The sequence below is a fragment of the Terrabacter terrigena genome, from assembly GCF_042676085.1.
GTDB lineage: Bacteria > Actinomycetota > Actinomycetes > Actinomycetales > Dermatophilaceae > Terrabacter > Terrabacter terrigena.
On sequence record NZ_JBHTKH010000001.1, the window covers coordinates 520,733 to 545,359 of the forward strand.

The following is a 24,627-nucleotide window of genomic DNA, read 5'->3' on the forward strand; positions in this document are numbered from 1 at the left end:
GACAGGGGCGCGGCCCCTCGCTCCGGCACACCCATGGGGCGGGCATGCGTGGGGGCCGGGCATGCGTGGGGCCCGTGCCGGCACGTGGCCGGCCCGGGCCCCATCACGTCAGGAGGTCACCGCAGGTCGAAGCGGTCCGCCTCCATGACCTTGGTCCAGGCGGACACGAAGTCGCGCACGAACTTCTCCTTGGCGTCGTCGCTGGCGTACACCTCGGCGAGGGCCCGCAGCTGCGAGTTCGAGCCGAAGATGAGGTCGACGGCCGTGGCCGTCCACTTCAGGTCGCCGGTCGCGACGTCGGTGATCTCGTAGACGTTCTCCTCCGACACCGACGTCTTCCACTGCGTGCCGGGGGCGAGCAGGTTCCTGAAGAAGTCGTTCGTGAGCACGCCGGGACGGTCCGTCAGCACGCCATGGGCCGTGCCGCCGACGTTGTTGCCGAGCGCCCGGAGGCCGCCCACGAGAACGGTCATCTCGGGCGCCGTCAGACCCAGCAGGTACGCGCGGTCCAGGAGAAGAACCTCCGGCTGGAGCTTCACGCCGGGGCGCAGGTAGTTGCGGAACCCGTCGGCACGCGGCTCGAGCACGGCGAAGGAGTCGACGTCGGTCTGCTCCTGCGTCGCATCGGTGCGGCCGGCGTGGAACGGCACGGTCACCTCGACGCCCGCGTCCTTGGCGGCCTTCTCGACGGCCGCAGAGCCCGCGAGCACGATGAGGTCGGCGAGCGAGAGCGCCGCACCGCCCGCCGCGTTGAACTCACGCTGGATGCCTTCGAGCTTCTCGAGGACCTCGGCCAGCTGCTCGGGCTGGTTGACGGCCCAGCTGCGCTGCGGCTCGAGGCGGATGCGCGCCCCGTTGGCACCGCCGCGCTTGTCGGTGGAGCGGAAGCTCGCAGCCGACGCCCAGGCGGTGGAGACGAGCTGGGAGACCGACAGCCCCGAGCCCAGGACCTTCTCCTTGAGGGCCGCGACGTCGGAGTCGCCGACGGGCTCGCCCTCGGCGGCCGGCACGGGGTCCTGCCACAGCTGCGGCTCGGGAACCCACGGGCCGAGGTAGCGCGAGACGGGACCCATGTCGCGGTGGAGCAGCTTGTACCAGGCCTTGGCGAAGGCCAGGGCGAACTCGTCCGGGTTGTCCTTGAAGCGCCGAGAGATCTTCTCGTACGCCGGGTCGACCCGGAGCGCGAGGTCGCTCGTCAGCATGGTGGGCCGGCGCTTCGGCGAGTCGGGCGTGGGGCCGGGGATGACAGCCTCGGCGTCCTTCGCGACCCACTGGTGGGCACCGGCGGGGCTCTTCTCCAGCTCCCACTCGTGGGCGAAGAGGAGCTCGAAGAAGTCGTTGCTCCACTGCACCGGCGTGCGCGTCCACGTCACCTCCAGGCCGGAGGTGATGGCGTCGGCACCCTTGCCCGAGCCGTACTCGCTCTTCCAGCCCAGACCCTGCTGCTCGAGAGGTGCACCCTCGGGCTCGGGGCCCACGAGGTCGGGGTCGCCGGCGCCGTGGGTCTTGCCGAACGTGTGTCCGCCGGCGATCAGGGCGACCGTCTCCTCGTCGTCCATCGCCATGCGGGCGAAGGTCTCGCGGATGTCGCGCGCCGAGGCGAGCGGGTCGGGGTTGCCGTTGGGACCCTCCGGGTTGACGTAGATGAGGCCCATCTGGACGGCGCCGAGGGCCTCGTCGAGCTCCCGCTCACCCGTGTAGCGCTCGTCGCCGAGCCAGGTGTCCTCGGGACCCCAGAAGATCTCCTCGGGCTCCCAGACGTCCTCGCGACCGAAGCCGAAGCCGAAGGTCTCGAAACCCATGTCCTCGAGCGCGACGTTGCCGGCCAGAACCAGCAGGTCGGCCCACGAGATCTTCTGGCCGTACTTCTGCTTGACCGGCCACAGCAGGCGGCGAGCCTTGTCGAGGTTGCCGTTGTCGGGCCAGCTGTTGAGCGGCGCGAAGCGCTGGCCGCCGTCTCCGGCGCCGCCTCGGCCGTCATAGATGCGGTAGGTGCCGGCCGCGTGCCAGCTCAGACGGATGAAGAGGCCGCCGTAGTGACCGAAGTCGGCCGGCCACCAGTCCTGCGAGTCGTGCAGCACGTGGACGATGTCCTGCTTGAGCGCGTCGAGGTCGAGCTTGGCGAACTCGGCCGCGTAGTCGAAGTCCGACCCGAGCGGGTTGCCCTTGGGCGAGTGCGCGTGCAGCACCGAGAGGTCGAGCGCGTTGGGCCACCAGTCCTTGAGGCTGTGGGGGCGGCCGCCGGTCTTGGGCTTCGGCGAGTCGAGTGCCGGGTTCTCGCTCTCGCTGCCGCTGGCGGCGGCCGAGTCGTGCATGACCGGGCAGCCACCTGCGGCCTTGCGGTCCACCCCCTGTGGGCTCTCGGGCGTGACGTCGTCGGGGCGTTCGGTCATGAGTGGGTCCTTCCGGGCATCGTTGTCACTTCAGGCAATACGGGCAGTCGAGCAGTCGGGGCAGGTGCCCCAGTAGGTCACCTCGGCTTGGTCGATGACGAAGCCGTGGTCGTCGGAGGCCATGAGGCACGGGGCGTCGCCGACGGCGCAGTCGACGTCGGCGATGGCACCGCACGAGCGGCACACGACGTGGTGGTGGTTGTCACCGACACGCACCTCGTAGCGTGCGACCGAGCCGGCAGGCTGGATGCGGCGCAGCAGACCGGCGTCGGTGAGGGCGCGCAGCACGTCGTAGACGGCCTGGTGCGAGATGTCGCCCGCGGACTCGCGGACGCGGCGGATCACCGAGTCGGTGTCGGCGTGGGGGTGCTCGCTCAGAAGCTCGAGGACCGCGACGCGTTGACGCGTGACGCGCAGGCTGGACCCGCGCAGCAGCGCTTCGACGTCGGTTCCGGGCATGCATCGAGTCTTTCGAGTTTTCTTGAACAAATCAAGTCTTGTGGTCGACGCGGCGTCGACCGTCCGTCGACGTGGTGTCGGTGGACGTGACGCGCCGTCTCGTACGATGCGAGGGGCCGGCCGAGTGGGACCGCCCCGACCAGACCCGTGACCACATCGCAGATCCGGGGGCAGCGGATGTCACCAGAGACCGGCGGCCGAGTGTCCCGGCGGCGCCGTCTGTCCGGGTGGGCCTGGCCCGGCCACCCGGAGACGTGGCAGGAGGTGCCGGCCCGGCTGCGCCCCACGCTCGGGACGGTGTTCCGCCTCACTGCCGCAGCAGTGGCGGCCTACGTGCTCTCGCAGGTGATCACCCCCGGCACCCCCGACCTGACCGGCCCCCTCACGGCGCTGCTCGTCGTGCAGGCCTCGGCCTTCTCGACGATCAAGATGAGCGCTGTCCGGGTCGGCGCGGTGCTGTCGGGCATCCTCGTCGCCACCCTCCTGTCGACCTGGATCGGCCTGACGTGGTGGAGCCTCGCTGCCGCCATCGCTGCATCCCTGCTGCTGGCCAAGGTGCTGCGCCTCGGCGAGCAGGCGCTCGAGACGCCCATCAGCGCCATGCTGATCCTCGGGGTGAGCAACCACGACGTCGCCTCCGAGACCCGCATCCTCAACACGCTCATCGGTGCCGCTGTCGGGGTGGCCTTCAACCTCGTGTACCCGCCGGCCATGCCGATCGGTCCGGCCAGACAGGCCCTGCTGCGCGTCGTCGAGGTGGCGGCCTCCGCACTCGACCAGGCGGCCGAGGCCCTCGAGAGGGGCCCGGTGACCCGGGAGCAGGTCGCAGCCTGGGTCGACCGGGTCCGCTCGGCGAACCGAGAGGTCGCCCGAGCCACCGAGACGATCGGCCACCTGAGGGAGAGCCGTCGCTTCAACCCGCGGGCCCTGGGCACCGTCGACGTGGAGCCCGTCCTGGCCTCGGCGCTGGACACCTTCGAGCAGTGCCTGCTCGCCATCCGCGCCCTCTTCACCCTCCTGCTCGCGGAGCTGCCACCCCAGGGTGCCCCCGAGGACCCGTACGGTGACGAGCTGCGCTCGGCGTTCGCCGTGGTCCTGCACGACAGCGCCGACTGCCTGCGCGCGTTCGGCGGTTTCGTCATCGCCGAGTCGGAGGGTCGGGAGCAGGACACCGAGAAGGCGCTGGCCGAGAGCCTCGACATCCTCCGCGAGACCCAGGCCATCCTCACCGAGCTCATCCTCGTGCGGGCCAGGGAGGACACCTCGTGGCTCCTGCGCGGTTCCGTCCTCGCCGCAGTCGAGCAGGTGCTGGCGCGGCTCGACCTCGAGGACCGTGCCCGCGTGCACCAGCAGTGGAAGGAGGCGCAGCAACGTCGTCCGCTCGCGCAGCTGCCCCGAATCGTCCACGACGCCCTCCCCCACCCGGATCGCCCCTACCCCCGCGGGCTCCAGCCGGGCCGCGGTAGGCGGCGCAACCGACGCGACACGCGATGACGGGCAGCCGGCGAGACCACTCCACCGGACCTACTCGTGGGTCGCGACGACCTCGACCTCGAAGCCCTCGCCGCTCTCCAGGTAGGCAGCATAGTGCTGCGGACCACCGGCGTACGGGTGCTTCTCGGCGAACATCAGGCTCCACCCCCCGTCGCCGCAGGCCTCGACGAGTGCATCGACCTCGGCACGCGAGCCACCATGGAAGGCAAGGTGGTTCAGGCCGGCACGGGTGCGTTCGTGGCGACCGGCCACGACGTCGGGACCGGCCTCTAGCACGACGTAGAGCGACCCGAGCTCCCACGCCTGGCCGTGGCCCCAGTCGTCGCCGAGGTGGTAGCCGAGCCGGCTGAGCAGCCAGCCCCACTCGCGACCGGCGGCGGCGATGTCGTCGACCCAGATCTCCACGTGGTGGAGGCAGCCACGCGGGCCACCCGCACCGGGTCCAGCGGCCACTCCCCCGAAGTCCCACCGCGCCCGGTCCATGTCGGCCCGGCCGCCGTCGACGAGCCCACGGACCAGGGGGGTGCCCTCGGCCCGCCAGTGCCCGACCGCCTCGTCCTCGAGCCCCTGCGGCGGGCGGCCGTCGGAGCGGATGACGCGCCACCACGGCACGTCGGAGCCGTAGCGGCTCATCACTGTGCCGACCGTCCGAGGACCCATGCCACCAAGGCGTTTCGCGATGTCGCCGTACGCCAGCACACGCCCCTCGGGGATCTTTGCGACGAGGTCGAGCACGCGCTCGGCGTGGTCCTCAAGCGGCACGGGCGTCCTCTCGCGGTCGGTGCTGATGGCGTACGCGGGTGGCTCAGTACTCGGGCTGGCTCGGGTCGATCTCCCGCAGGTACGCGAGTATGCCGCCCTCGACGTTGGCGACGTCGGTCAGCCCCGCGCGCAGGGCGAGCCTGGTCGCCTCGGCGGAGCGTCCACCGACCTTGCAGTGGATGAGCACCCTTCTGTCGGAAGGCAGCTCGTTGAACGCCTCCCCCGACCTGAAGCGGTCGAGGTGGATCGGGACGGCACCGGGGATGCTCGCGATGGCGCGCTCCTCGTCGCCACGCACGTCGACGAGCAGGGGCGGGTCGGCGGCCTCGAGCTCGGCTGCCATCTCCCGCACGGTGACGGTCGGCAGGTCGCCCTCGTCGTGGGCGGCGGCGCCGGGCACGCCGCAGAACTCGACGTAGTCGATGAGCTCGGTGAGCGTGGGCGCCTCGCCGCACACCGGGCACTCGGGGTCGGCGCGGACGGTGAGGGTGTCCCACGTCTGGCGCAGCGCGTCATGCACCACGAGCCGTCCGACGAGCGGCTCGCCGATGCCGAGGAGAAGCTTGATCGCCTCGGTCGACTGGACCGAGCCGATGGCGGCGCACAGGACGCCGAGGACGCCACCCTCGGCGCAGCTCGGTACGGATCCGGGTGGCGGCGGGTCGGGGAAGACGCAGCGGTAGCAGGGGCCATGGCCGGCCCACCACACCGAGACCTGCCCGTCGAAGCGCAGGATCGACCCCCAGACGTGCGGCTTGCCGAGCATGACGCAGGCGTCGTTGACGAGGTAGCGCGTCGGGAAGTTGTCGGTTCCGTCGACGACGAGGTCGTAGCCGCCGATGATCTCTAGCGCGTTGGACGAGTCGAGGGCGACGTCGTGGCGCACGACGGTGACGTGCGGGTTGACGCGGTGGACGGCAGCCTCGGCCGACTCGGTCTTGGGCCTGCCGATGTCTGCGTCGGAGTGGATGACCTGCCGGTGGAGGTTCGTCAGGTCGACGACGTCGGCGTCGACGACGCCGATCGTGCCCACCCCCGCCGCCGCGAGGTAGAGCAGTGCGGGCGACCCCAGACCGCCGGCACCGACGACGAGCACCCGCCCTGCCGACAGCCGCTCCTGCCCGTCGCGCCCCACATCGGGGAGGAGCACGTGCCTCGCGTACCTCGTCGTCTCCGCCCTGGACAGCGGCCGACCCGTCTTGACCAGCGGATCCGTCGACATGCCATCACCGTACTGCTCGGTATGGTGAGACGGACACGGTCGTCCGCCTCGGCGGGCGGCGAACAGGCACCACAGACACACGCAGATGCGAAGAGGACCCGCATGGCAGACGACATGACCCCGCCGGGCCGCGGCCAGCGGCTGCCCCGTTCGGAGCGGCGTGCCCAGCTGCTTGACGCCGCGCTCGGCGTGTTCGTCGAGAACGGCTACCACGCGGCCGCCATGGACGACATCGCCGCGCGCGCCGGTGTCTCCAAGCCCGTTCTCTACCAGCACTTCCCGGGCAAGCTCGAGCTCTACCTCGCGCTCATCGACCAGCACACCGGCGAGCTCGAGCAGCTCGTCCGCGACGCCCTGACGCTCCCCGACAACAAGGCGCGCATCAACACGATGACCCGCGCGTACTTCGACTTCGTCGGCCAGGAGGGCGCGGCCTTCCGGCTCATCTTCGAGTCCGACCTCGCCAACGAGCCCGAGGTCCGCAAGAGGCTCGACCAGATCGACCTCACGTGCGCGGAGGCGATGGCCGAGATCATCCGCAGCGAGACGTCCATGGACCAGGAGGAGGCGGTCCTCGTCGGCGTCGCCTTCGTCGGTCTGGCGCAGACCTCCGCACGCCACTGGCTGACGCACGAGGCGACCCTCTCGAAGGAGACCGCGGTGCGCATCACCGCAGCCCTCATCCGCCGCGGCTTCGGCGCGTTCCCAGCGGTCGGCAAGGCCGACGGCCGGGCCGACGCCGACAGGCCGAGCGAAACGGCCAGGGAATCCGTCGGCACGACGGCTGGTTAAGGTGACGACGGGACGCGGTCGACCGCGTCCACACGAACTCAGAAAGCAGGTTTGACGTGGAGGTCCGCATCGGCGTGCAGAACGTGGCACGCGAGATCACCTTCGAGACGACGCAGTCGACTGACGAGATCTTCTCCGCCGTCAAGGCGGCGCTGGGGTCCGACGTGCTCGAGCTGACCGACGACAAGGGTGGGCGCATCATCGTCCCGTCCGCATCGATCGGCTACGTCACGACCGGGGCAGAGCGCAAGGCGGGCGTCGGCTTCGGCGCCCACTGACGACCAGACCGAGAGCCCCGCGACATGCCGCGCTGACAGCTCTCGCTCGACGCCGCCGCTCACGGGTCCGCACGAGCAGCGCGCTCCCGCAAGGGATCCGGTTGCCTCACCGTCAGCGCAGAAGGCCGCAGACCACCAGGTCGGCGGCCTTCTGCGTCCCCTCCCGGACTCCCGGTCTTCAGGCGCCAGAACCCTGTGGGACATCCATACGTCCCGGGTAAGAGGTTGGGTGAGAGCGTGCCGGGGCCACCGGGCGCCGTCGCCCGCGCGCCGGGCACCGAAGGAGGAACGCGAAGTCATGATCGGAACCATCCTGATGGCGCTCGTCGCGGGAGCGATCGTGGGCCCGCTCGCCCGGCTGGTCCTGCCCGGCAAGCAGAACATGGGTGTCCTGCTCACCGTGATCCTCGGGGCCCTCGGCTCCCTCATCGGCGCCTTCATCTACTACAAGGCGACCGGTGTCAGTGACACCAAGGGCATCGACTGGATCTCGGGTCTGATCGGCGTCGTCGTCGCGGCGGCCCTCATCGTCGGCTACGGCATGGTCACCGGCAACCGCCAGACCCGCTGACACCCAAATGTGACGGCCACATCCACCACTCCAGCCCCACGGGGTGGGACATTGAACTCGTTGCAGTGACGTCCGCGCCGCGGACCAATCGACCACCCAGGTGGTCAGAAGAGGAGCTGTGAAACATGATCGGCACCATCGTCGGAGCAATCATCGTGGGCGCCATCATCGGCGCGCTCGGGCGGCTCATCCTGCCCGGCAAGCAGAACATCTCCATCATCGTGACGATCCTCATCGGCATCGTCGCCAACGTCATCGTCACCCTCGTGGTCCGCCAGATCGGCTACGCCAACAACGGCGGGATCGCGTGGATCCCGCTCATCCTGGGCGCCATCGTCGCGGCGATCCTGATCGTCGTCTACGGCCGCATGACCAGCAAGTCCGTCTGACGCAGACCCGAGAACGGAGGGGCCCGACCGCATTGGTCGGGCCCCTTTCGTCGTGTGCCGGCAGCGTGCGGCTCGGGCACGTCGGTCAGGAGTGCGGCAGTGCGGCATACGCCCTCAGGCCGAGAGGCCGAGGCTCTGCATGCGGCGCGAGTGCTCGTCGGTGAGCCTGGCGAACATGCGGCCGAGCTCGGCGAGGTCTGCACCGGCGCGCCCGGGGGCGCCCACGAGGATGCTCGCGAGCGCGTCGCGCTCGACGCCGACCCGTTGCGCCTGGGTGATCGCCTCGCCGACGAGCCGGCGGCCCCAGAGGGCGAGGCGCCCGGCCAGCCGAGGATCGGCCGCGATCGCCTCACGCACGACCTTCACGGCGAACTCCGCCTGGCCCGTGTCCTCGAGCACGCTGACGACGAGCGTGCGGGTGTCCTCGTCGACGTAGCGTGCGATCTCGCGGTAGAAGTCCTGGGCGATGCCCTCGCCCACGTACGCCTTGACGAGCCCCTCGAGCCAGTCGGACGCGCTCGTGCGCTCGTGGAAGGCGTCGACGGCCGGCACGAACGGTTCCATCGCCGTCTCGGGCTCGACGCCCAGCGACTGGAGGCGCTCGGTGAGGACCGAGTAGTTCCGCAGCTCGTGCGCGGCCAGGGTCGCGAGCGCTGACTTGTGGCGCAGCGTCGGGGCAAGCTCGGCGTCCTTCGCGAGCTGGCTGAAGGCCCGCAGCTCGCCGTAGGCCAGCGCCCCGAGCAGGTCGGTGACCGCCGCGAGGTAGCCGGGCTCATCCGTGCGTTCGGGCGTCGCGTCGTCACTCATGCGCCCAAATGTAGTGATTGGTTTCGGGCCTTCACCCCGGGTGCCGGTAGAGTGGGCGGGACAACTCGGTGCCCGGTCGGCCCGATGGTTTGCCCAGATGGTGCTCGCGGACTCCCCGCGCACCGGTGGAGCCCGCCCAGATGCGAGAGCCACCCGCCGTCCTGACAGTCTCCGATCGGCCCGTCACGCGCCACTGAGCTCCCGTCCACGGGGTGCTCGTGCCGATCGAGAGATGCCCATGACCCAGCCCCACGAGACCCCCGCCGACGCGGAGGTCACCACGGACGCGCCCGAGACGATCGCCGACGCCTCCCCCGAGACCACGGCCGAGGTGCTCGCCGAGGCCCCCGCCGAGCCGGCCGCCCCGGCGCCGTCGTTCGCCGACTTCGACGTCCACCCCGACATCGTGGCCGCCCTGGCCGAGGCCGGCATCACGACGCCGTTCCCGATCCAGGCGATGACCCTTCCCGTGGCCCTCTCCGGCCACGACATCATCGGCCAGGCCAAGACCGGCACCGGCAAGACCCTCGGCTTCGGCGTGCCGATCCTCAACCGCGTCGTCGCCCCCGGCGACGACGGCTTCGACGCGCTGACGAGACCCGGCAAGCCGCAGGCCCTCGCGGTGGCCCCCACCCGCGAGCTCGCCGTGCAGGTGGCCGGTGACCTCGAGCGGGCCGGCCGGAAGCGCGGCATCCGCGTGCTCACCGTCTACGGGGGCCGCGCCTACGAGCCGCAGATCGAGGCCCTCAAGGCCGGCGTCGAGGTCGTCGTCGGCACCCCCGGACGTCTCATCGACCTCTCGAAGCAGGGTCACCTCGACCTCTCGCAGGCGCGCACCGTCGTGCTCGACGAGGCCGACGAGATGCTCGACCTCGGCTTCCTGCCCGACGTCGAGACCCTCATGTCGCTGACCCCCGCCTCGCGCCAGACGATGCTGTTCTCGGCCACGATGCCGGGTGCGATCGTCGCCCTCGCCCGGCGCTACATGTCCCAGCCGACGCACATCCGCGCCATGGGCGACGACAGCGAGAACGCCCACACCGTCAAGGCCGTCGAGCAGTTCGTCTACCGCGCGCACGCCCTCGACAAGGTCGAGATGCTGTCGCGCATGCTGCAGGCGAAGGAGCGCGGCCTGACCATCATCTTCAGCCGCACGAAGCGCACGGCCGCCAAGGTGGCCGACGAGCTCGTCGAGCGCGGCTTCGCGGCCGCAGCGATCCACGGCGACCTCGGCCAGGGCGCCCGCGAGCAGGCGCTGCGCGCGTTCCGCAACGGCAAGGTCGACATCCTCGTCGCCACCGACGTCGCGGCCCGTGGCATCGACGTCGAGAACGTCACGCACGTCATCAACTACCAGTGCCCCGAGGACGAGAAGACCTACCTGCACCGCATCGGTCGCACGGCTCGTGCCGGCAACACCGGCGTCGCAGTGACCTTCGTCGACTGGGACGACCTGCACCGCTGGGCGCTCATCAACAAGACGCTCGACCTCGGCATCCCCGAGCCGCAGGAAACCTACTCCAGCTCCGACCACCTGTACTCGGACCTCGACATCCCGACCGACGCCAAGGGCTACCTGCGCAGGTCCCAGCAGAAGCTCGCCGGCCTCGAGGCCGAGGAGATCGAGGACCTCGGGGAGACCGGCAAGCGCCACGGCCGCGCCGGCGGGGGTCACGGCGGAGGCCGCGGCGATCGCGGTGAGCGTGGCGGTGAGCGTGGCGGTGAGCGTGGCGGTGAGCGCGGCCGTTCCCGCTCGGGTGAGCCCCAGGGCCGTCACGGCACCGAGGCCGGCGGCTCGTCGGAGGGCGCCGAGAGCCGCCCACGTCGTAGCCGCAACCGCAGGCGTACGCGCGGGGCGGGTGCCGCGGCCGCCGGTGCGGCGGGTGCCAACGGCACCGAGTCCTCGGCCCCCGCAGGCGGGTCGGCCGAGTCGACGTCGGGCGAGGGCCAGACGCGTCCTCCGCGCCGCCGCCGTCGCGGAGGCTCGGGCCGCTCCGGCGAGACCGCGACGGCCACCACGACCACGACGGGCACGACCGGCGAGGCCGGCACCGACTGAGCTTCGCCTGTCCAGCTCGTCGACAGGGCCGCGTCCACCAACCCGGTGGTCGCGGCCCTTTGCGTAGCCACCGGGCCGATCTGCCCGAATCCGGGCAGATTCTTGGCATTCAGCGAGATCGTGATCCATGATCGAGCGGTGCCCGACCCCGATCTCGTCGCCCACGTGGCCAGCTCGACCGGCCTGTCCGAGGGCGAGGCGGCCCGCGTCGTCGGCGACGTCCTCGCGCACTACCGCCAACCGGTCGAGGAGTACGTGCGTCGTCGGCACGCCCGGCTGCAGCTGCACGGCACCCGCAACCCCGAGATCTACCGCGCCATCGCGGCCGAGCTGGGCGAGCGCCTCGTCGCCGCGCCCGAGCTGAGCGAGCGGCAGCTGCGCCGCATCATCTACGGCTGACCCCGCGGCGACCCGACCCGCTGAAGCGGTGGGCAGCCCACACGCCACCACCCCAACCCGACCAGGAGGTCACCCATGTGCGGCATCGTCGGATATGTCGGGCGCCAGCCCGCCGCCCCGATCCTCGTCGAGGGCCTGACGAGGCTCGAGTACCGCGGCTACGACTCCGCCGGCATCAGCGTGGCCGGCCCTCACGGCCAGACCGTCGTACGGCGGGTCGGTCGTGTGCGCGAGCTCGAGGCCGCGTTGCCCAAGCGCCTCGCCGGGACCGTCGGGATCGGCCACACGCGCTGGGCCACCCACGGTCCGGCGACCGAGGCCAACGCCCACCCTCACACCAGCGGGGACGGGCGGGTGAGCGTCGTGCACAACGGCATCATCGACAACGCCGCCGCCCTGCGCGACCGGCTCTCCCGCGAGGGCGTGACGTTCACGTCCGACACCGACACCGAGGTCATCGCGCACCTCGTCGCGCGCTCCACCGCTCCTGAGCTGGAGGAGCGCGTGCTGGAGTCGCTCGAGCAGGTCGTCGGGACGTACGCGATCGCCGTCCTCGACGCGGAGGCCCCCGACCGCGTGGTCGTCGCCCGCAACGGCTCGCCACTCATCATCGGGGTCGGCGAGCGCGAGATGTTCGTCGCCTCGGACGTCGCGGCCCTCGTCAGGCACACCTCGTCGGTGGTCCACCTCGACGACGGCGAGCTGGCGGTCGTCACCTCGCGCGGCTACCGCACCTTCACCCGCGAGACCCCCGACACCGGACGGGAGCCGACGACGATCGAGACCAGCGACGAGGACGTCGAGCTCGGCGGCCACGGGCACTTCATGGCCAAGGAGATCGCGGAGCAGCCCGAGACCGTGGCCCGCATGCTGCGTGGCCGGCTCGACACCCGCTTCGGCACCGCTCGCCTCGACGGGCTCAACCTCTCCCCGCGCGACCTGCGGGCCTTCCGACGCGTCAAGATCCTCGGCTGCGGGTCGGCCTACTACGTGGGCGAGCTCGGCGCCCTGATGATCGAGGAGCTGGCGCGCATCCCGGCGCACGCCGAGGCGGCCAGCGAGTTCCGCTACCGCAACCCGATCATCGAGCCCGACACCCTCTACGTGGCCGTCAGCCAGTCCGGCGAGACCGCCGACACCGCCTTCGCCGTGCGCGAGATCAAGCGCAAGGGCGGCCAGGTCGTGGGGCTCGTCAACGTCGTCGGCTCGACGATCGCGCGCGAGTGCGACGGCGGCATCTACCTGCACGCCGGTCCCGAGATCGCCGTCGCGTCGACGAAGGCGCTCACCCACATGGGCGTCGGGTTCGCCCTGCTGGCCCTGCTGCTCGGCCGTGTGCGCGACCTGTCGGTGGCCGACGGCCAGCGCATCATCGCGGGCCTGGAGCGGCTGCCCGCCGATATCGCGCAGGTGCTCGGCCAGGAGGACTCCATCTCCGACATCGCCCGCGAGCTCTCGGCCGCCGAGAGCCTGTTCTTCATCGGTCGCGTTCGCGGGTTCCCCGTGGCCCGCGAGGGTGCCCAGAAGTTCAAGGAGATCTCGTACCGGCACGCCGAGGCCTACCAGACGAGCGAGCTCAAGCACGGGCCGCTGGCCCTCATCGAGCCCTCCCGCCCGACCGTGGCGGTGATCCCCGCGGACGACCTGACCTCGCGCAACCTGGCGGCGGCCGAGCAGGTCATGGCCCGTGGCGGCCGGGTCGTCGCAGTGACGCACCCCTCGGTCGACCTCGGCGAGGTGGGCGCGCGGCGCATCGACGTGCCACGCAACGAGACGGAGCTCGACCCGATCCTGCTCATGATCCCCATGCAGCTGCTGGCGTACCACGCAGCGGTCTCCCTCGGCCTCGACATCGACAAGCCTCGTAATCTGGCGAAGTCGGTCACCGTCGAGTGAGGAGCCACGCATGAAGCTGCATGAGCGCATCGAGGGTCGGCTGCGCGAGTTCATCGAGGCACAGCACGTCTTCTTCGTCGCGACGGCCCCGCTCGCAGCCGACGGTCACGTGAACCTCTCGCCGAAGGGCCTGGACGGCACCTTCGTCGTGCTCGACGAGCACACCGTCGCCTACCTCGACCTCACCGGTAGCGGCGCCGAGACCGTCGCCCACCTGCGGGAGAACGGCCGCATCACGCTGATGTTCTGCGCCTTCGAAGGCCCTCCCAACATCGTGCGGTTGCACGGATCGGGTCGTTTCCTGGCGCTGACCGACCCCGAGTTCGCTTCGTACCGTGACCTTTTCGCGGGACACCCCGGCACTCGGGGCGTCGTGGTGGTCGACGTCGAGCGCGTGTCGGCCTCCTGCGGGTATGCCGTGCCGCTCATGCGCCACGACGCCGACCGTGACCTTCTGACGCAGTGGGCCGACAACCGCGGCGAGGAGGGCCTCACGGCATACCGGACGACGAAGAACGCCGTCTCGATCGACGGCCTCCCCGCCCTCGACGCCCTCGACCAGGCCTGACCCCGCAAGGCACAGAGGAACGCACGACACCCCGGGACCGGATCCCGGGGTGTCGTGCTTCTCGGCGTGTTGCCGAGGGGTCGGTCAGGCGGGGACGGCGATCGTCGAGGTGTCGATGACGAAGCGGTAGCGCACGTCACCGGCGACCACGCGCTCGTAGGCCTCGTCGACCTGGTCGGCGGAGATCGTCTCGACCGTCGCGCCGATGCCGTGCTCGGCGCAGAAGTCGAGCATCTCCTGGGTGGCAGGTATGCCTCCGATGTTCGAGCCGGCGACGACGCGGCTGCCGCCCACGACGGCACCCGGGGCGAACTCGTAGTTGCCCGTGGGCAGGCCGACGTTGGCGATGACACCGAGGGGACGCAGCAGTCCGATGTAGGTCTGCATGGGCAGGTCGGCGCTCACCGTGTTGATGATGAGGTCGAAGGTGCCCTTGAGCTCTCGGAGCACGCCGGGGTCGGAGGTCGCGTGGTATGCCGTCGCGCCGAGGGCAGCGCCGTCGTCCTTCTTGGCGTCGGTGCGCGAGAGCACGCTGACCTCGGCGCCGAGGGCGGAGGCGAGCTTGACGGCCATGTGGCCGAGGCCACCGAAGCCGATCACGGCGACCCTCTTGCCCGGGCGTGCGCCCCACCGCTTCAGCGGCGACCACACGGTGATGCCGGCGCAGAGGAGCGGTGCCGCGACGTCGAGCTCGAGGCCGTCGGGGATCTTCACGGCGAAGCGCTCCGAGACGACGACCTGCTGGGCGTAACCGCCCTTGGTCGCCTCGCCGTCGTAGCCGCGGCCGTTGTAGGTCATGACGGCGCCCTTGGAGCAGAACTGCTCCTCACCGTTCTTGCAGAACTCGCACTCGCCGCACGAGTCGACCATGCAGCCGACCCCGACGCGGTCGCCCACCTTGTGGCGGGTCACCCCGTCACCAACGGCCGAGACCACGCCGGCGATCTCGTGGCCCGGGACCATGGGGAAGATCGCGCTCCCCCACTCCTCACGGACCTGGTGGATGTCGCTGTGGCAGATGCCGGCGAACGTGATGTCGATGAGCACGTCGTCGTCACGCAGGTCGCGGTGCTCGACGGTGCGCGCCTCGAAGGCGGCGCCGGCGCTCGGGGCGACCAGTGCAGGCGTGGAAGTCAAGAGAGGGTCTCCTTCGTGGGGGGGTTGGCGACACTCCTCGGTGCAGCACCGCGGGGCCGGGGTTCATTCCCGGCCGGGCGGCCGCCGCACATCCTCCGCGTCCGCGCTCAGAGACGTGCCAGCAGGGAGGCCGCGACGTCCCGGTAGGCCTGGGCTCCCTTGGACGTGCGGGCGGTGGTGAGGATCGAGCGGCCCACGGCCGGCGCCTCGGCGAAGCGCACGGTCTTCGGGATGGGCGGCTCGAGCACGGGGAGGTCGTAGCGCTCGCCCACGTCGGCGAGCACCTCGCGGGCGTGGTTGCTGCGGCCGTCGAAGAGGGTGGGCAGGATGCCCCACACCTCGAGGTCGCGGTTGAGGATCTTCTGCACGTCGGCGACGGTGTCGAGCAGCTGCCCGACGCCGCGGTGGCTGAGCATCTCGCACGGCATCGGGATGATGAGCGCGTCGGCAGCCGTGAGGGCGTTGAGCGTCAGCACTCCGAGGCTCGGCGAGCAGTCGAGGATCACCACGTCGTATGCCGTCTCGGCACCTTCGAGGGCCGAGCGCAGGACGTACTCCCGGCCGGGGCGCGGCAGCAGCATCGCTTCCGCCCCGGCGAGGTCGATGGCGGACGGGACGAGGTCGAGGCCCTCGTCGCAGGTGATGACGACGTCGGCGAGCCCCGCCGTCCCGGTGAGGACGTCGTGCACGGAGCGCTCCACCGTGTCGGGGTCGACCCCGAGCGAGAAGGTCAGGCACGCCTGCGGGTCGAGGTCGACGAGCAGCACACGCTGCCCCTGCTCGGCGAGAGCGGCGCCGATGCTCGCGACCGAGGTCGTCTTGGCGACCCCGCCCTTCTGGTTCGCGAGGGCGATGGTCGTGGGGCCGGTGTGCTCGGGGCCCGGTGACGTGTCGCGGGATCTGCCGGCGCTCCGTGAGCTGTCGCGCACACCTCGCCTCGGGGCCGTGGTCGCGTCGCTCTTGCCGGTCCGGGGCGCCATGCGGCCCAGTGTGTCAGGCCTTCGCGTCAGAACGCCGAGATCGTCCGCGGGGCACGCTCGGCACGTGACAGAGCCGACACCACGGCGCCCTGGCCGTGCTTGCGGACGGCCAGCCGGGTCAGCAGTGCGAGGACCGGGGCCAGCACCTCGTCGGGCAGGTGCGGGGAGTCGAAGCCCAGGCTCGCCGCGACGTCCTCGCCGTGCACGACGACCTCCATCATACGGCCGGTGAGGAAGTCGTCGCGCCGCAGCGCCCAGCCGGCCCACGGGATGAGGACTGCCCGGTCGGCCGGCTGGGCGGCGAGGAGCTCGGGCAGGACGGCCCTGGCCTCGCTCACCCGGGCCAGCACCGCATTGCGGCCGGCCGTGGCCTGCGCGTCGCCGCCGGCACGGATCGAGACGTTGACGTCGTCGTCGAGACCGGCCCGCACCCACGCCGAGCGCGCATAGTGCTCGTCGAGGGCGATGGCCTCGGGCCACGGCTCGGCACGGAGCAGGTCGACAGCGATCACCGGCTGGCTCGCCAGGTGCGCGACCAGACCGCCGACGCTCCAGTCGGGGAGCGCGCTCGGGGTGTCCCAGCCGGCTGCGACGTCGTCGCGCGCCACGACGGCGGCAACGTGGTCGACGGCCGCGAGGAAGGCCCCGCGCAGGTCGCGCGCCGCAGCCGCGGCGACCGTCGCGTCGGTCTCAGGCATCGGCTCGCTCCGGAGCGGTGGAGTCGTAGCCGGCAGGCTCGAGGCCGGCCCAGTCGGACTTCTCGGGGCCCACCTGCTGGCCCTCGGGGCAGTGGGCCCGGAAGTCGCACCACGAGCAGATCGCCGACGGGCGCGGCGCGAAGCGGGTCGACTCGACCCCCACCTGCGTGTAGTCGGCATCGGCCCTGCGCAGGTCGGAGGCGATCGACTCGGCCTCGGCGACCTTGCGCGCGAGCGACTCGTCGGTGTGCTCGTGCACGGCGACCGTGCCGGACGGCACGTGGTGCAGCTCGACCCGACGGCAGGGCCGACGGAAGATCCGCGCCGACGCGACGGCATACAGGGCGAGGGGCAGGGACGTGCGCGCGTCGTCGTCGGTGGGCACCTGCCGGCCGGTCTTGTAGTCGACGACGACGAGCTGGCCGTCACGGTCGTCGAGGCGGTCGATGCGGCCGGTGATCGCCACCTCGTCGGTCTTGAGCGAGACGCTGCGCTCGATGCCGACGGGCTGGTTGTCGCGGTCGCTGTGTCGCAGGTAGTCGGTGACGGCGTCACGCACGCGAAGGCGCCAGGCCGCCGACTGCTCGGGGTCACGGAACCCGACGTCGATCCACGACGTGCGCACGAGCTCGGCGACGCCCGCCGGGGTGCGCTGGAAGACAGGGAGGTCCCAGAAGTCACGCAGCACGTTGTGGGTGGCGATGCCGACCGAGGTGTGGGCGCGCTGCGGCCGGGCTTGCGGCCGCGGCCGGTCGAGGTACTGCATGCGGTAGCGGCGCGGGCAGTCGAGGTACGCGAGCAGCCGCGAGGGCGAGCCGGAGTAGAGCGGCGTGGGCATGCCCGCGAAGGTCGTCTGCTCGGCGGCTCCGGTCGTCACGCCGACACCCTACGACCGCGGGCCGACACGACGCGGGAACCGTGCACACCCGTCCCAGCCGGGTCGCGGGACGTCGGCCGCCGGGAGTCCGGTCAGCCCTGTCCGCTCACGAACGCCCGCACCGAGTCGGCCACCATCTGCACGGCGATGGCCGACAGGAGAAGGCCGGCGATGCGCGTGAGCAGCATCGTGCCGCTCTCGCGGAGCAGGCCGCGCACCTGGCCTGCGAACCTCAGCACGAGGTAGACGACGAGCATGGCGGCCACGAGCGCCGCACCGACGGCGACGTACTCCCCTGCCGTGTCGGAGCGCTGCACGGCGAGCATCGTCGCGACGATCGCGCCGGGTCCCGCCAGCAGCGGGGTGCCGAGCGGCACGAGCGCGACGTTGACGCCGGCGTCGGCGAGCGAGTCGGACTCCTTGCCTGTCAGCAGCTCGAGGGCCACGAGCAGCAGCAGGAGCCCTCCGGCACCCTGGAGCGCGGCGATCGAGATGTGCAGGTAGTCGAGGATGCTACGGCCGAAGAGCGCGAACATGGCGATCACGAAGACCGCCACGAGAGAGGCGCGCCGGGCGGCGACGTTGCGCTGGACCTTGGTGAGCGACCCCGTGAGGGCCAGGAAGATCGGCACCGCGCCGGGCGGCTCGAGGATCACGACGAGGGTGATGAAGGTGCTGAGGAAGACGGTCAGGTCGAAGAGGTTCACGCCCGTACCACCTGGGTGACCCCGCTCGAGGCGGCCTCGATCGCCTCGAGCACCTCCGGGGTCGTGGTGTTCTCGGCGAGCCGGTTGCGCTTGCCCGCTCCGTGGTAGTCGCTCGACCCGGTCAGCACGAGGCCCAGACGGTCCGCGAGCGCCGTGGCGCGTTCGACCTCGGCGCGTCCGTGGTCACGGTGGTAGGCCTCGAGGCCCACGAGTCCGGCGGCGGACATCCGCTCGACGAGGGCGTCGTCGAGGCCGCCCGAGCGCGTGCGGGTGAACGGGTGGGCGATGACGGGCACGCCACCGGCCGCCCGGACGAGCTCGACCGCACGCACGGGGTCGGGGGCGTAGTGCCCGACGTAGTAGGGCGAGTCGTCGCCGAGCCACTCGCGGAACGCCTCGTCCCGGTGCCGGATCGTGCCGTTCGCGATGAGGGCGTCGGCGATGTGGGGGCGCCCCGCCGTCGCCCCGGGGGCCACCTGGGACTCGACCTCGGCGTACGTCAGGGGTATGCCGTCAGCCGCCATCAGCTCGACCATGCGCTCGAGGCGCGTGGACCGTGAGTCGCGGGCCCGGGCGAGCTCGTGCGTGAGCGGCAGGTCGTCGGGGTCGGTGAGGTAGCCGAGGAGGTGGATCGAGGAGTAGCGCCAGGCGCAGGAGATCTCGATGCCGCGCACCAGCGAGATGCCGTGGCGCCGGGCCGCGTCGGCCGCCTCGTCCCAGCCCGCGACGGTGTCGTGGTCGGTGATCGCGAGGACGTCGACGCCGGCAGCAGCCGCAGCCGCCACGAGCTCGTCGGGGGTCTGCGTCCCGTCACTCACGGAGGAGTGCGTGTGCAGGTCGATGACCGGCCCCGCACCTGCCCCTGTCGACGTCACGCCCCAAGAGTAGGGCCGCGTGGCACCCGCCCCAGCCACCTCTCCCGCCTGTCGACTCCTGGGAGCCGACGACGTCCTCGTCGCGGCGACAGCTCCCGCGCGAGGGATCAGGCCTGGGAGGCCGGGTCGGGGCCCGGCCAGCTGCGGTCGGGCACCGGCGTCGGCCGGCCCGGCTGCTCCCCACCGCGGGCCTCGAGGTAGCTCTCCTTCGGCACCATCACCTTGCGGCGGAAGATGCACACCACGGTGCCGTCCTGCTTGTAGCCGATCGTCTCGACGTGGACGACGCCCCGGTCGTCCTTCGACGTCGACTCCCACTTGTCGAGCACGCGCGTCTCGCCGTAGAGCGTGTCGCCGTGGAAGGTCGGCGCCACGTGGCGCAGCGACTCGATCTCGAGGTTCGCGATCGCCTTGCCAGAGACGTCGGCCACCGACATGCCGAGCAGGATCGAGTAGACGTAGTTGCCGACGACGACGTTCTGGCCGAACTGCGTCGTCTCCTCCGCGTAGTGGGTGTCGAGGTGCAGCGGGTGGTGGTTCATCGTCAGCAGGCAGAAGAGGTGGTCGTCGTACTCGGTGACCGTCTTGCCGGGCCAGTGCTTGTAGACCGCCCCGACCTCGAACTCCTCGTAGCTGCGCCCGAACTGCATCCCAACTCCTCCGACCGACGACACGCGAATAGCCAACGGCTCCCAGCCTGCCGGAGCACACGGCATACGACCACGGGCGTATGTCGTGTGCTTGCTCACGGTCGGCCGGTGACCTCGGTGACCTCCGCGTCGCCGTCGGTGGGAGGGGCCACCGCCCCCAGCTCGCCCGTGTCGGAGAGGACGGGCGCCGACGACACGGTGGCGTGCGGCACGGGGTCGACCGGCAGGGTCGCACCGGCCGCGGGACGGGGCCGCACGCCCTGGGAGCGCGCCACGAGCAGGCCTGCGAAGTACGTGCCGAGCGACACACCGGCCGCGAGGCCGAGCCCCAGACCGAACGCCTGCACGAGCGTCGGGACCCCCACGGCGAAACCGTTGCCGTCGGGGTTGGTGACGAGCTGCGAGATTCCCTCGTAGGCCATGCGCCCGGGCAACAGTGGCACGATTGCGGCCGTGGTGACGGCGAGCGCCGAGATGGTGAGGCGCTTGGCGACGAGCCGTGAGGCGAAACCCACGACGAGGGCGGCCGTGGCCGACCCGGTGACGGCACCGAGCTGGAGGGCCCGCTCGCCGACCGCGAGGATCGCCCAACCCAGGCCGCCTGCGACGCCGGCGACGGCGACGGCCCGGCCACTCGAGTACGACATGACGGCGAAGGCGACGGAGATGACCACGGCGCAGACGATCTGCACGGCCACGTCGTCGGTGAGCAGGGTCTGCGAGCTGATCGCGATCGGGTAGTCGAGCCGCTTGCCGAGCGACAGCACGATCGAGATGCCGACCGCGATGCCGAGCGAGAGCACGACGACCTCGAACGCGCGCGCCCCCGCCGTGACGTAGTAGCCCTCGAGGGCGTCCTCCGCCGCGCCGACGACCGACAGCCCCGACAGGAGCAGCACGATGCCGGAGGCCACGACGAGCGACGGCGAGACGCTGCCGAAGAAGGTGACGCCCGCGGACTGCGCCACGACGACGAGCGTGGCGACGGCAGTCGGGATGGCTGCCGCGACGATCTGGGCGAAGAACGCCGCGACGCCGGCGCCCGTGAGCCAGTTCAGCACCCGCCCCACGATCGTGGCCGTGACGAAGCTGAGCGCGACGATGAAGACCCCGGCACCCACCAGCGCTGCGGCACCGGCGGCCAGCGCGCCACCGGCGACGGCCACGAGCCAACGTCGGTACGGGTGCGGGGCCGTGATGACGCCGTCGAAGCGCACCCGCGCCTCCTCGACGGGCACGGGGTCCTGCGACAGGTCGACGATGAGCCCACGCAGCCGCTCGAGCCGGGTGTAGTCCTGCACGCGGAAGCGCACGATGCGCAGCACGGTGATCGGGTCGGCGTTCGGGCCACGGTGGTAGGAGACGGTGACCGACGTGTAGGTGACGTCGACGTGCACCGAGCTCAGGCCGTACGCCTTCGTCAGCGTGAGCACGGTCGCCGTGACGTCCGCGGCTGCCGCCCCTGTCGCGATCATCGCGACGCCGGCGCGCATCGCGAGGTCGATGACGGCCAGGGCCGTGTGCGCGTCGACCCCGTCGGGGGTGGTCCAGATCGGGATCTCGTCGGTCGGTGGCCCACTCGGTCTCATCGCCCGTCGCGTGCTCGCGCGGAGCGACGGGAGCGTGCGGTGGGCGGTGGTCGGCCGGGACGTTCGCTCGGTGGAGGCCACCCCCAGACTGTATGCCGCCCCGGTCCGGCCGCAGGTACCCCCGAGGGGTCTCCCGGGGCCGGCGGGGGCCGGTCCGGGCGGCCGCCGCACTGACGGCACACGCCCGGAAACCCGGTTCGGCGCGTCTCCCGCTTCGTGACACGATGGCCAGGTGATGAGCGAAGAGCAGAAGGTCTCCCCGAGCCGCAAGCGTCCGACGACCGACGAGTTCCGGGCCTTCGTCGCGACCGGCTGGGCGCCCCGCAGCACCGAGGTGACCCCTCGGTCCGAGGTCGCCGACCACGCGGCGCGTCGCCGCGAGGCCGTCAGTGCCGCCTTCCCCGGCGAGCGCCTCGTCGTGCCGGCCGGTGGGCTCAAGGTCCGTAGCAACGACACCGACTACGTCTTCCGACCGCACAGCGCCTTCGCCCACCTCACGGGCCTCGGCAGCGACCGCGAGCCCGACGCCGTGCTCGTCCTCGAGCCGCGGGCCGGCGACGCCGCCGGTCACGAGGCCGTGCTCTACTTCCGTCCCCTCGCCGACCGCGACACCGAGGAGTTCTTCGGTGACTCGCGCTACGGCGAGTTCTGGGTCGGTGCCCGTCCGACGCTCGCCGACATCGAGTCCGAGCTCGGCCTGGCGGCCCGCCACATCGACGAGTTCTCCGACGCCGTCGGCAAGGACGCCGGACAGGTGACGGTCCGGGTCGTGCGTGACGCCGACGCCGAGGTCGCCGTCCGTGTCGACCGGGCGCGCGCCGCGGCCTCCGAGACGCAGGACGCCACCGAGGCCGAGACCCGCGTCGACCGCCAGCGCGAGGCCGACGACCAGCTCGCCCACTTCCTCTCGACGCTCCGCCTCGTCAAGGACGAGTGGGAGGTCGAGCAGATGCGTGACGCGGTCGAGGGCACCCGTCTGGGCTTCGAGGCCGTCATCGCCGACCTGCCCGAGGCGGTCCGTCGCGGACGCGGCGAGCGCTGGGTCGAGGGGGTCTTCGGGCTGCACGCCCGCCACCACGGCAACGGCGTCGGCTACGACTCGATCTGTGCGAGCGGCGACCACGCCAACACGCTGCACTGGATCAAGAACACCGGTGAGGTCAGGGACGGCGACCTGCTGCTCCTCGACGCCGGCGTCGAGGTCGACTCGCTCTTCACCGCCGACATCACCCGCACGCTGCCCGTCAGCGGCACGTTCACCGACGCGCAGCGCAGGATCTACGACGCCGTGTACGCCGCCCAGGAGGCGGGCATCGCCGCGTGCAAGCCCGGCAACAAGTTCAGCGACGTGCACGCCGCGGCGATCCGCGTCATCGCCGAGCACCTGCACGAGTGGGGCCTGCTGCCCGAGGGCGTCGACGTCGAGGGCACCCTCGACGCCGACCACGGCCAGTACCACCGCCGCTGGATGGTGCACGGCACGAGCCACCACCTCGGCCTCGACGTGCACGACTGCGCGCTCGCCACCCGCGAGGAGTACTCCGACGCCGAGCTGGAGCCCGGCATGGTCCTCACCGTCGAGCCGGGCCTCTACTTCAAGGCCGACGACGAGCTCGTCCCCGACGAGCTCCGCGGCAACGGCGTGCGCATCGAGGACGACATCCTCATCACCGACGACGGCTGCGAGAACCTGTCGGCCGCGATGCCACGCAGCAGCGCCGACGTCGAGGCCTGGATCGCCGGCATCTGGGGCGCTCGCAGCTAGCGCGTCATCGGCACGTCGGTCGGCAGCGCCTCCGGCGGGGTCGGCTGGGCGCCGGTGCTGCCCTGGAACCCTCCGCCGGGCGACCCCGGCACCTCGGTCGGCTGGTCCGGTGCCGGCACCGGCAGCGGCGGCGGCCCGACGGAGCCGTCCGACGAGACCGAGCCGTTCGGGTCCGGGCCGGGGATCGGCGGGCTCCACCGCTCGACGAGGGCCACCAGCGTGCTCGCCTCCCGGCTCTCGAGGTTCGTGCCCAGCACGGCCGGGTCGCAGCCGGGGTCGACGTCGACCCGCACGCTCGGCCCGGTGGCATACCGCAGCACGAGGCTGAAGCGTGGGTCGGACGCCTTGCCCGACCCGTCGCAGGTCCGGCCGGTGGGTCGGGTGGACAGGGCGCCCAGCGCCGCGACCACCTCGGCCGACCGGGCGGCATCCAGCGCGGTGGCCCGCGCCGAGCCGTCGACAGCGGGACGGCAGACGACCACGGTCGGGCCGCCCTCGGGGGCGAGCAGCCGGTCGTCGCCGAGCCGCCCCCACGACCGGACACGGCACGGCTCCTCCGCCACCGTCGGTCGCGTTCTCGCGCCCACGGTCTCGTGGAGCACGACTCCGAGCGGGGCACCGGAGACGAAGTCGCCGTTCGTCGCGGTCGAGCAGGCGTTGGCGTCCGCCTTGGCGGCCACCCACACGATCGCGTCACCGTAGGCGGCGCCCACGAGGTATGCCGTCTCGTTGCCGGCCATGTCCGTGCAGGGGCGGGGCCTCAGGGCCGAGCGCGGCGCCCAGGTCATCGCCTCGACGACCGCAGTGCGCTGTGCCCCGGTCGCGACCGTGCGCGTCCTCAGCGGGAACGGTGCCACGAGCGGTGTGGTCGCCGTGATGTCCATGACGGGATAGCCGCAGACGACGAGGGAGACCGGCGCCCGTTCCGGCAGCAGGCGCGCGGCACCGTCGACCCCTTGCGGCTTCTCGGGCACGGTCGTGCCCGCGGCGTCCTCGAGGGAGACCGGGCACGCGAGCGCACCGTCGGGCGCGACGGGCTGGGTCGTCAGCGGCCGCACGGCCGCCGTCGGCTCCGCGCCCGGGGCGTCGTACGTCGTGCTGCCGCACGCAGCGAGCGCGAGCGCCACGACCGGCGCGAGCGCCACGGCCGCGAGGGTGCGGCGCACGGCATACGGGAGGGGTCTGCGAGCCGACATCGGGTGCTCCTTCGTCGGGATCCGTCACCCTGTAGGACACCCTGTGGGGCTGGTTCGTTGCAGC

24 protein-coding genes are annotated in these 24,627 nt (G+C 71.8%); 10 read left to right on the forward strand and 14 right to left on the reverse strand.

Annotated features, from left to right (window positions below; genetic code table 11):
- Positions 1–116 precede the first annotated feature (116 nt).
- Positions 117–2,393, reverse strand: a complete 2,277-nt coding sequence (katG, locus tag ACFQ2V_RS02395) for a catalase/peroxidase HPI (protein WP_386050404.1) — start codon at positions 2,391–2,393, stop codon at positions 117–119.
- 30 nt (positions 2,394–2,423) lie between these two features.
- Positions 2,424–2,852, reverse strand: a complete 429-nt coding sequence (locus ACFQ2V_RS02400; protein WP_386050406.1) for a Fur family transcriptional regulator — start codon at positions 2,850–2,852, stop codon at positions 2,424–2,426.
- Between the two features lie 297 nt (positions 2,853–3,149).
- On the opposite strand from ACFQ2V_RS02400, the gene ACFQ2V_RS02405 reads away from it, so the two are divergent.
- Entirely contained in the window at positions 3,150–4,346 is a 1,197-nt protein-coding gene (locus tag ACFQ2V_RS02405; RefSeq protein WP_386050408.1) for an FUSC family protein, read from the forward strand.
- A gap of 30 nt (positions 4,347–4,376) precedes the next feature.
- Here ACFQ2V_RS02405 and ACFQ2V_RS02410 read toward each other — a convergent pair whose 3' ends face one another.
- Together ACFQ2V_RS02410 and moeB are read right to left on the reverse strand one after the other, a co-directional pair.
- Positions 4,377–5,108, reverse strand: a complete 732-nt coding sequence (locus ACFQ2V_RS02410) for an MGMT family protein (RefSeq protein ID WP_386050409.1) — start codon at positions 5,106–5,108, stop codon at positions 4,377–4,379.
- Between the two features lie 43 nt (positions 5,109–5,151).
- Entirely contained in the window at positions 5,152–6,330 is a 1,179-nt protein-coding gene (moeB, locus tag ACFQ2V_RS02415) for a molybdopterin-synthase adenylyltransferase MoeB (RefSeq protein WP_386050411.1), read from the reverse strand.
- Positions 6,331–6,432: 102 nt separating this feature from the next.
- Here moeB and ACFQ2V_RS02420 point away from each other — a divergent pair, with 102 nt between their 5' ends.
- The 4 genes from ACFQ2V_RS02420 (at position 6,433) to ACFQ2V_RS02435 (ending at position 8,360) form a co-directional block, all read left to right on the forward strand.
- Positions 6,433–7,122 (forward strand): TetR/AcrR family transcriptional regulator, encoded by a 690-nt coding sequence (locus ACFQ2V_RS02420; RefSeq protein ID WP_386050413.1) that lies wholly within the window; start codon positions 6,433–6,435, stop codon positions 7,120–7,122.
- Positions 7,123–7,178: 56 nt separating this feature from the next.
- Complete coding sequence (locus ACFQ2V_RS02425) at positions 7,179–7,400, forward strand: DUF3107 domain-containing protein (protein WP_386050415.1); 222 nt, start codon at positions 7,179–7,181, stop codon at positions 7,398–7,400.
- A gap of 298 nt (positions 7,401–7,698) precedes the next feature.
- Positions 7,699–7,971: a GlsB/YeaQ/YmgE family stress response membrane protein gene (locus tag ACFQ2V_RS02430; protein ID WP_386050416.1), complete on the forward strand. Its 273-nt coding sequence runs from the start codon at positions 7,699–7,701 to the stop codon at positions 7,969–7,971.
- Positions 7,972–8,096: 125 nt separating this feature from the next.
- On the forward strand, positions 8,097–8,360 hold the full coding sequence (locus ACFQ2V_RS02435; RefSeq protein WP_386050418.1) for a GlsB/YeaQ/YmgE family stress response membrane protein: 264 nt from the start codon (positions 8,097–8,099) through the stop codon (positions 8,358–8,360).
- A 114-nt stretch (positions 8,361–8,474) separates the two neighbouring features.
- Here ACFQ2V_RS02435 and ACFQ2V_RS02440 read toward each other — a convergent pair whose 3' ends face one another.
- Positions 8,475–9,167, reverse strand: a complete 693-nt coding sequence (locus tag ACFQ2V_RS02440; RefSeq protein WP_386050420.1) for a ferritin-like fold-containing protein — start codon at positions 9,165–9,167, stop codon at positions 8,475–8,477.
- A 238-nt stretch (positions 9,168–9,405) separates the two neighbouring features.
- On the opposite strand from ACFQ2V_RS02440, the gene ACFQ2V_RS02445 reads away from it, so the two are divergent.
- The 4 genes from ACFQ2V_RS02445 to ACFQ2V_RS02460 all read left to right on the forward strand — a co-directional run bounded on the left by ACFQ2V_RS02445 (position 9,406) and on the right by ACFQ2V_RS02460 (position 14,089).
- Positions 9,406–11,226 carry a DEAD/DEAH box helicase gene (locus ACFQ2V_RS02445; protein ID WP_386050421.1) on the forward strand — a complete coding sequence of 607 codons (1,821 nt, stop codon included), beginning with the start codon at positions 9,406–9,408 and terminating at the stop codon, positions 11,224–11,226.
- Positions 11,227–11,364: 138 nt separating this feature from the next.
- Positions 11,365–11,625 (forward strand): hypothetical protein, encoded by a 261-nt coding sequence (locus ACFQ2V_RS02450; protein ID WP_386050423.1) that lies wholly within the window; start codon positions 11,365–11,367, stop codon positions 11,623–11,625.
- A gap of 75 nt (positions 11,626–11,700) precedes the next feature.
- Positions 11,701–13,521, forward strand: a complete 1,821-nt coding sequence (gene glmS / locus ACFQ2V_RS02455; RefSeq protein ID WP_386050425.1) for a glutamine--fructose-6-phosphate transaminase (isomerizing) — start codon at positions 11,701–11,703, stop codon at positions 13,519–13,521.
- 10 nt (positions 13,522–13,531) lie between these two features.
- The gene (locus ACFQ2V_RS02460; protein WP_386050427.1) at positions 13,532–14,089 is read left to right on the forward strand and encodes a pyridoxamine 5'-phosphate oxidase family protein; all 558 of its coding nucleotides are present in this window, start codon (positions 13,532–13,534) and stop codon (positions 14,087–14,089) included.
- An 84-nt stretch (positions 14,090–14,173) separates the two neighbouring features.
- On the opposite strand, the gene ACFQ2V_RS02465 is transcribed toward ACFQ2V_RS02460, so the two are convergent.
- The 8 genes from ACFQ2V_RS02465 to ACFQ2V_RS02500 form a co-directional block, all read right to left on the reverse strand.
- Positions 14,174–15,226, reverse strand: a complete 1,053-nt coding sequence (locus ACFQ2V_RS02465) for an NAD(P)-dependent alcohol dehydrogenase (RefSeq protein WP_386050428.1) — start codon at positions 15,224–15,226, stop codon at positions 14,174–14,176.
- Positions 15,227–15,333: 107 nt separating this feature from the next.
- Positions 15,334–16,206: a ParA family protein gene (locus ACFQ2V_RS02470; protein WP_386050429.1), complete on the reverse strand. Its 873-nt coding sequence runs from the start codon at positions 16,204–16,206 to the stop codon at positions 15,334–15,336.
- Between the two features lie 26 nt (positions 16,207–16,232).
- The gene (locus ACFQ2V_RS02475; protein ID WP_386050430.1) at positions 16,233–16,904 is read right to left on the reverse strand and encodes a maleylpyruvate isomerase N-terminal domain-containing protein; all 672 of its coding nucleotides are present in this window, start codon (positions 16,902–16,904) and stop codon (positions 16,233–16,235) included.
- Positions 16,897–17,781, reverse strand: a complete 885-nt coding sequence (locus ACFQ2V_RS02480; RefSeq protein ID WP_386050432.1) for a RecB family exonuclease — start codon at positions 17,779–17,781, stop codon at positions 16,897–16,899. The genes ACFQ2V_RS02475 and ACFQ2V_RS02480 overlap by 8 nt, the downstream gene beginning before the upstream one ends.
- Positions 17,782–17,873: 92 nt before the next feature.
- Positions 17,874–18,488: a MarC family protein gene (locus ACFQ2V_RS02485; protein WP_386050434.1), complete on the reverse strand. Its 615-nt coding sequence runs from the start codon at positions 18,486–18,488 to the stop codon at positions 17,874–17,876.
- The gene (locus ACFQ2V_RS02490; protein ID WP_386050436.1) at positions 18,485–19,363 is read right to left on the reverse strand and encodes a PHP domain-containing protein; all 879 of its coding nucleotides are present in this window, start codon (positions 19,361–19,363) and stop codon (positions 18,485–18,487) included. Before ACFQ2V_RS02490 ends, ACFQ2V_RS02485 begins: the two co-directional genes overlap by 4 nt.
- Positions 19,364–19,470: 107 nt before the next feature.
- Complete coding sequence (locus ACFQ2V_RS02495; RefSeq protein ID WP_386050438.1) at positions 19,471–20,013, reverse strand: MaoC family dehydratase; 543 nt, start codon at positions 20,011–20,013, stop codon at positions 19,471–19,473.
- Positions 20,014–20,108: 95 nt separating this feature from the next.
- Positions 20,109–21,602, reverse strand: coding sequence for a threonine/serine exporter family protein (locus ACFQ2V_RS02500; RefSeq protein WP_386050440.1), 1,494 nt, complete (start codon positions 21,600–21,602; stop codon positions 20,109–20,111).
- Between the two features lie 235 nt (positions 21,603–21,837).
- On the opposite strand from ACFQ2V_RS02500, the gene ACFQ2V_RS02505 reads away from it, so the two are divergent.
- Positions 21,838–23,367, forward strand: a complete 1,530-nt coding sequence (locus ACFQ2V_RS02505; RefSeq protein ID WP_386050442.1) for an aminopeptidase P family protein — start codon at positions 21,838–21,840, stop codon at positions 23,365–23,367.
- On the opposite strand, the gene ACFQ2V_RS02510 is transcribed toward ACFQ2V_RS02505, so the two are convergent.
- Positions 23,364–24,563 (reverse strand): hypothetical protein, encoded by a 1,200-nt coding sequence (locus ACFQ2V_RS02510; protein WP_386050443.1) that lies wholly within the window; start codon positions 24,561–24,563, stop codon positions 23,364–23,366. The genes ACFQ2V_RS02505 and ACFQ2V_RS02510 overlap by 4 nt on opposite strands.
- Positions 24,564–24,627: the final 64 nt, after the last annotated feature.

Bases quoted from the DNA above. Each gene is read 5' to 3' on its own strand.
- katG (WP_386050404.1), bottom strand. From the start codon at position 2,393: ATGACCGAACGCCCCGACGACGTCACGCCCGAGAGCCCACAGGGGGTG.
- ACFQ2V_RS02400 (WP_386050406.1), bottom strand. From the start codon at position 2,852: ATGCCCGGAACCGACGTCGAAGCGCTGCTGCGCGGGTCCAGCCTGCGC.
- moeB (WP_386050411.1), bottom strand. From the start codon at position 6,330: ATGTCGACGGATCCGCTGGTCAAGACGGGTCGGCCGCTGTCCAGGGCG.
- ACFQ2V_RS02420 (WP_386050413.1), top strand. From the start codon at position 6,433: ATGGCAGACGACATGACCCCGCCGGGCCGCGGCCAGCGGCTGCCCCGT.
- ACFQ2V_RS02430 (WP_386050416.1), top strand. From the start codon at position 7,699: ATGATCGGAACCATCCTGATGGCGCTCGTCGCGGGAGCGATCGTGGGC.
- ACFQ2V_RS02435 (WP_386050418.1), top strand. From the start codon at position 8,097: ATGATCGGCACCATCGTCGGAGCAATCATCGTGGGCGCCATCATCGGC.
- ACFQ2V_RS02440 (WP_386050420.1), bottom strand. From the start codon at position 9,167: ATGAGTGACGACGCGACGCCCGAACGCACGGATGAGCCCGGCTACCTC.
- ACFQ2V_RS02445 (WP_386050421.1), top strand. From the start codon at position 9,406: ATGACCCAGCCCCACGAGACCCCCGCCGACGCGGAGGTCACCACGGAC.
- glmS (WP_386050425.1), top strand. From the start codon at position 11,701: ATGTGCGGCATCGTCGGATATGTCGGGCGCCAGCCCGCCGCCCCGATC.
- ACFQ2V_RS02460 (WP_386050427.1), top strand. From the start codon at position 13,532: ATGAAGCTGCATGAGCGCATCGAGGGTCGGCTGCGCGAGTTCATCGAG.
- ACFQ2V_RS02470 (WP_386050429.1), bottom strand. From the start codon at position 16,206: ATGGCGCCCCGGACCGGCAAGAGCGACGCGACCACGGCCCCGAGGCGA.
- ACFQ2V_RS02475 (WP_386050430.1), bottom strand. From the start codon at position 16,904: ATGCCTGAGACCGACGCGACGGTCGCCGCGGCTGCGGCGCGCGACCTG.
- ACFQ2V_RS02495 (WP_386050438.1), bottom strand. From the start codon at position 20,013: ATGCAGTTCGGGCGCAGCTACGAGGAGTTCGAGGTCGGGGCGGTCTAC.
- ACFQ2V_RS02500 (WP_386050440.1), bottom strand. From the start codon at position 21,602: ATGAGACCGAGTGGGCCACCGACCGACGAGATCCCGATCTGGACCACC.
- ACFQ2V_RS02505 (WP_386050442.1), top strand. From the start codon at position 21,838: ATGAGCGAAGAGCAGAAGGTCTCCCCGAGCCGCAAGCGTCCGACGACC.
- ACFQ2V_RS02510 (WP_386050443.1), bottom strand. From the start codon at position 24,563: ATGTCGGCTCGCAGACCCCTCCCGTATGCCGTGCGCCGCACCCTCGCG.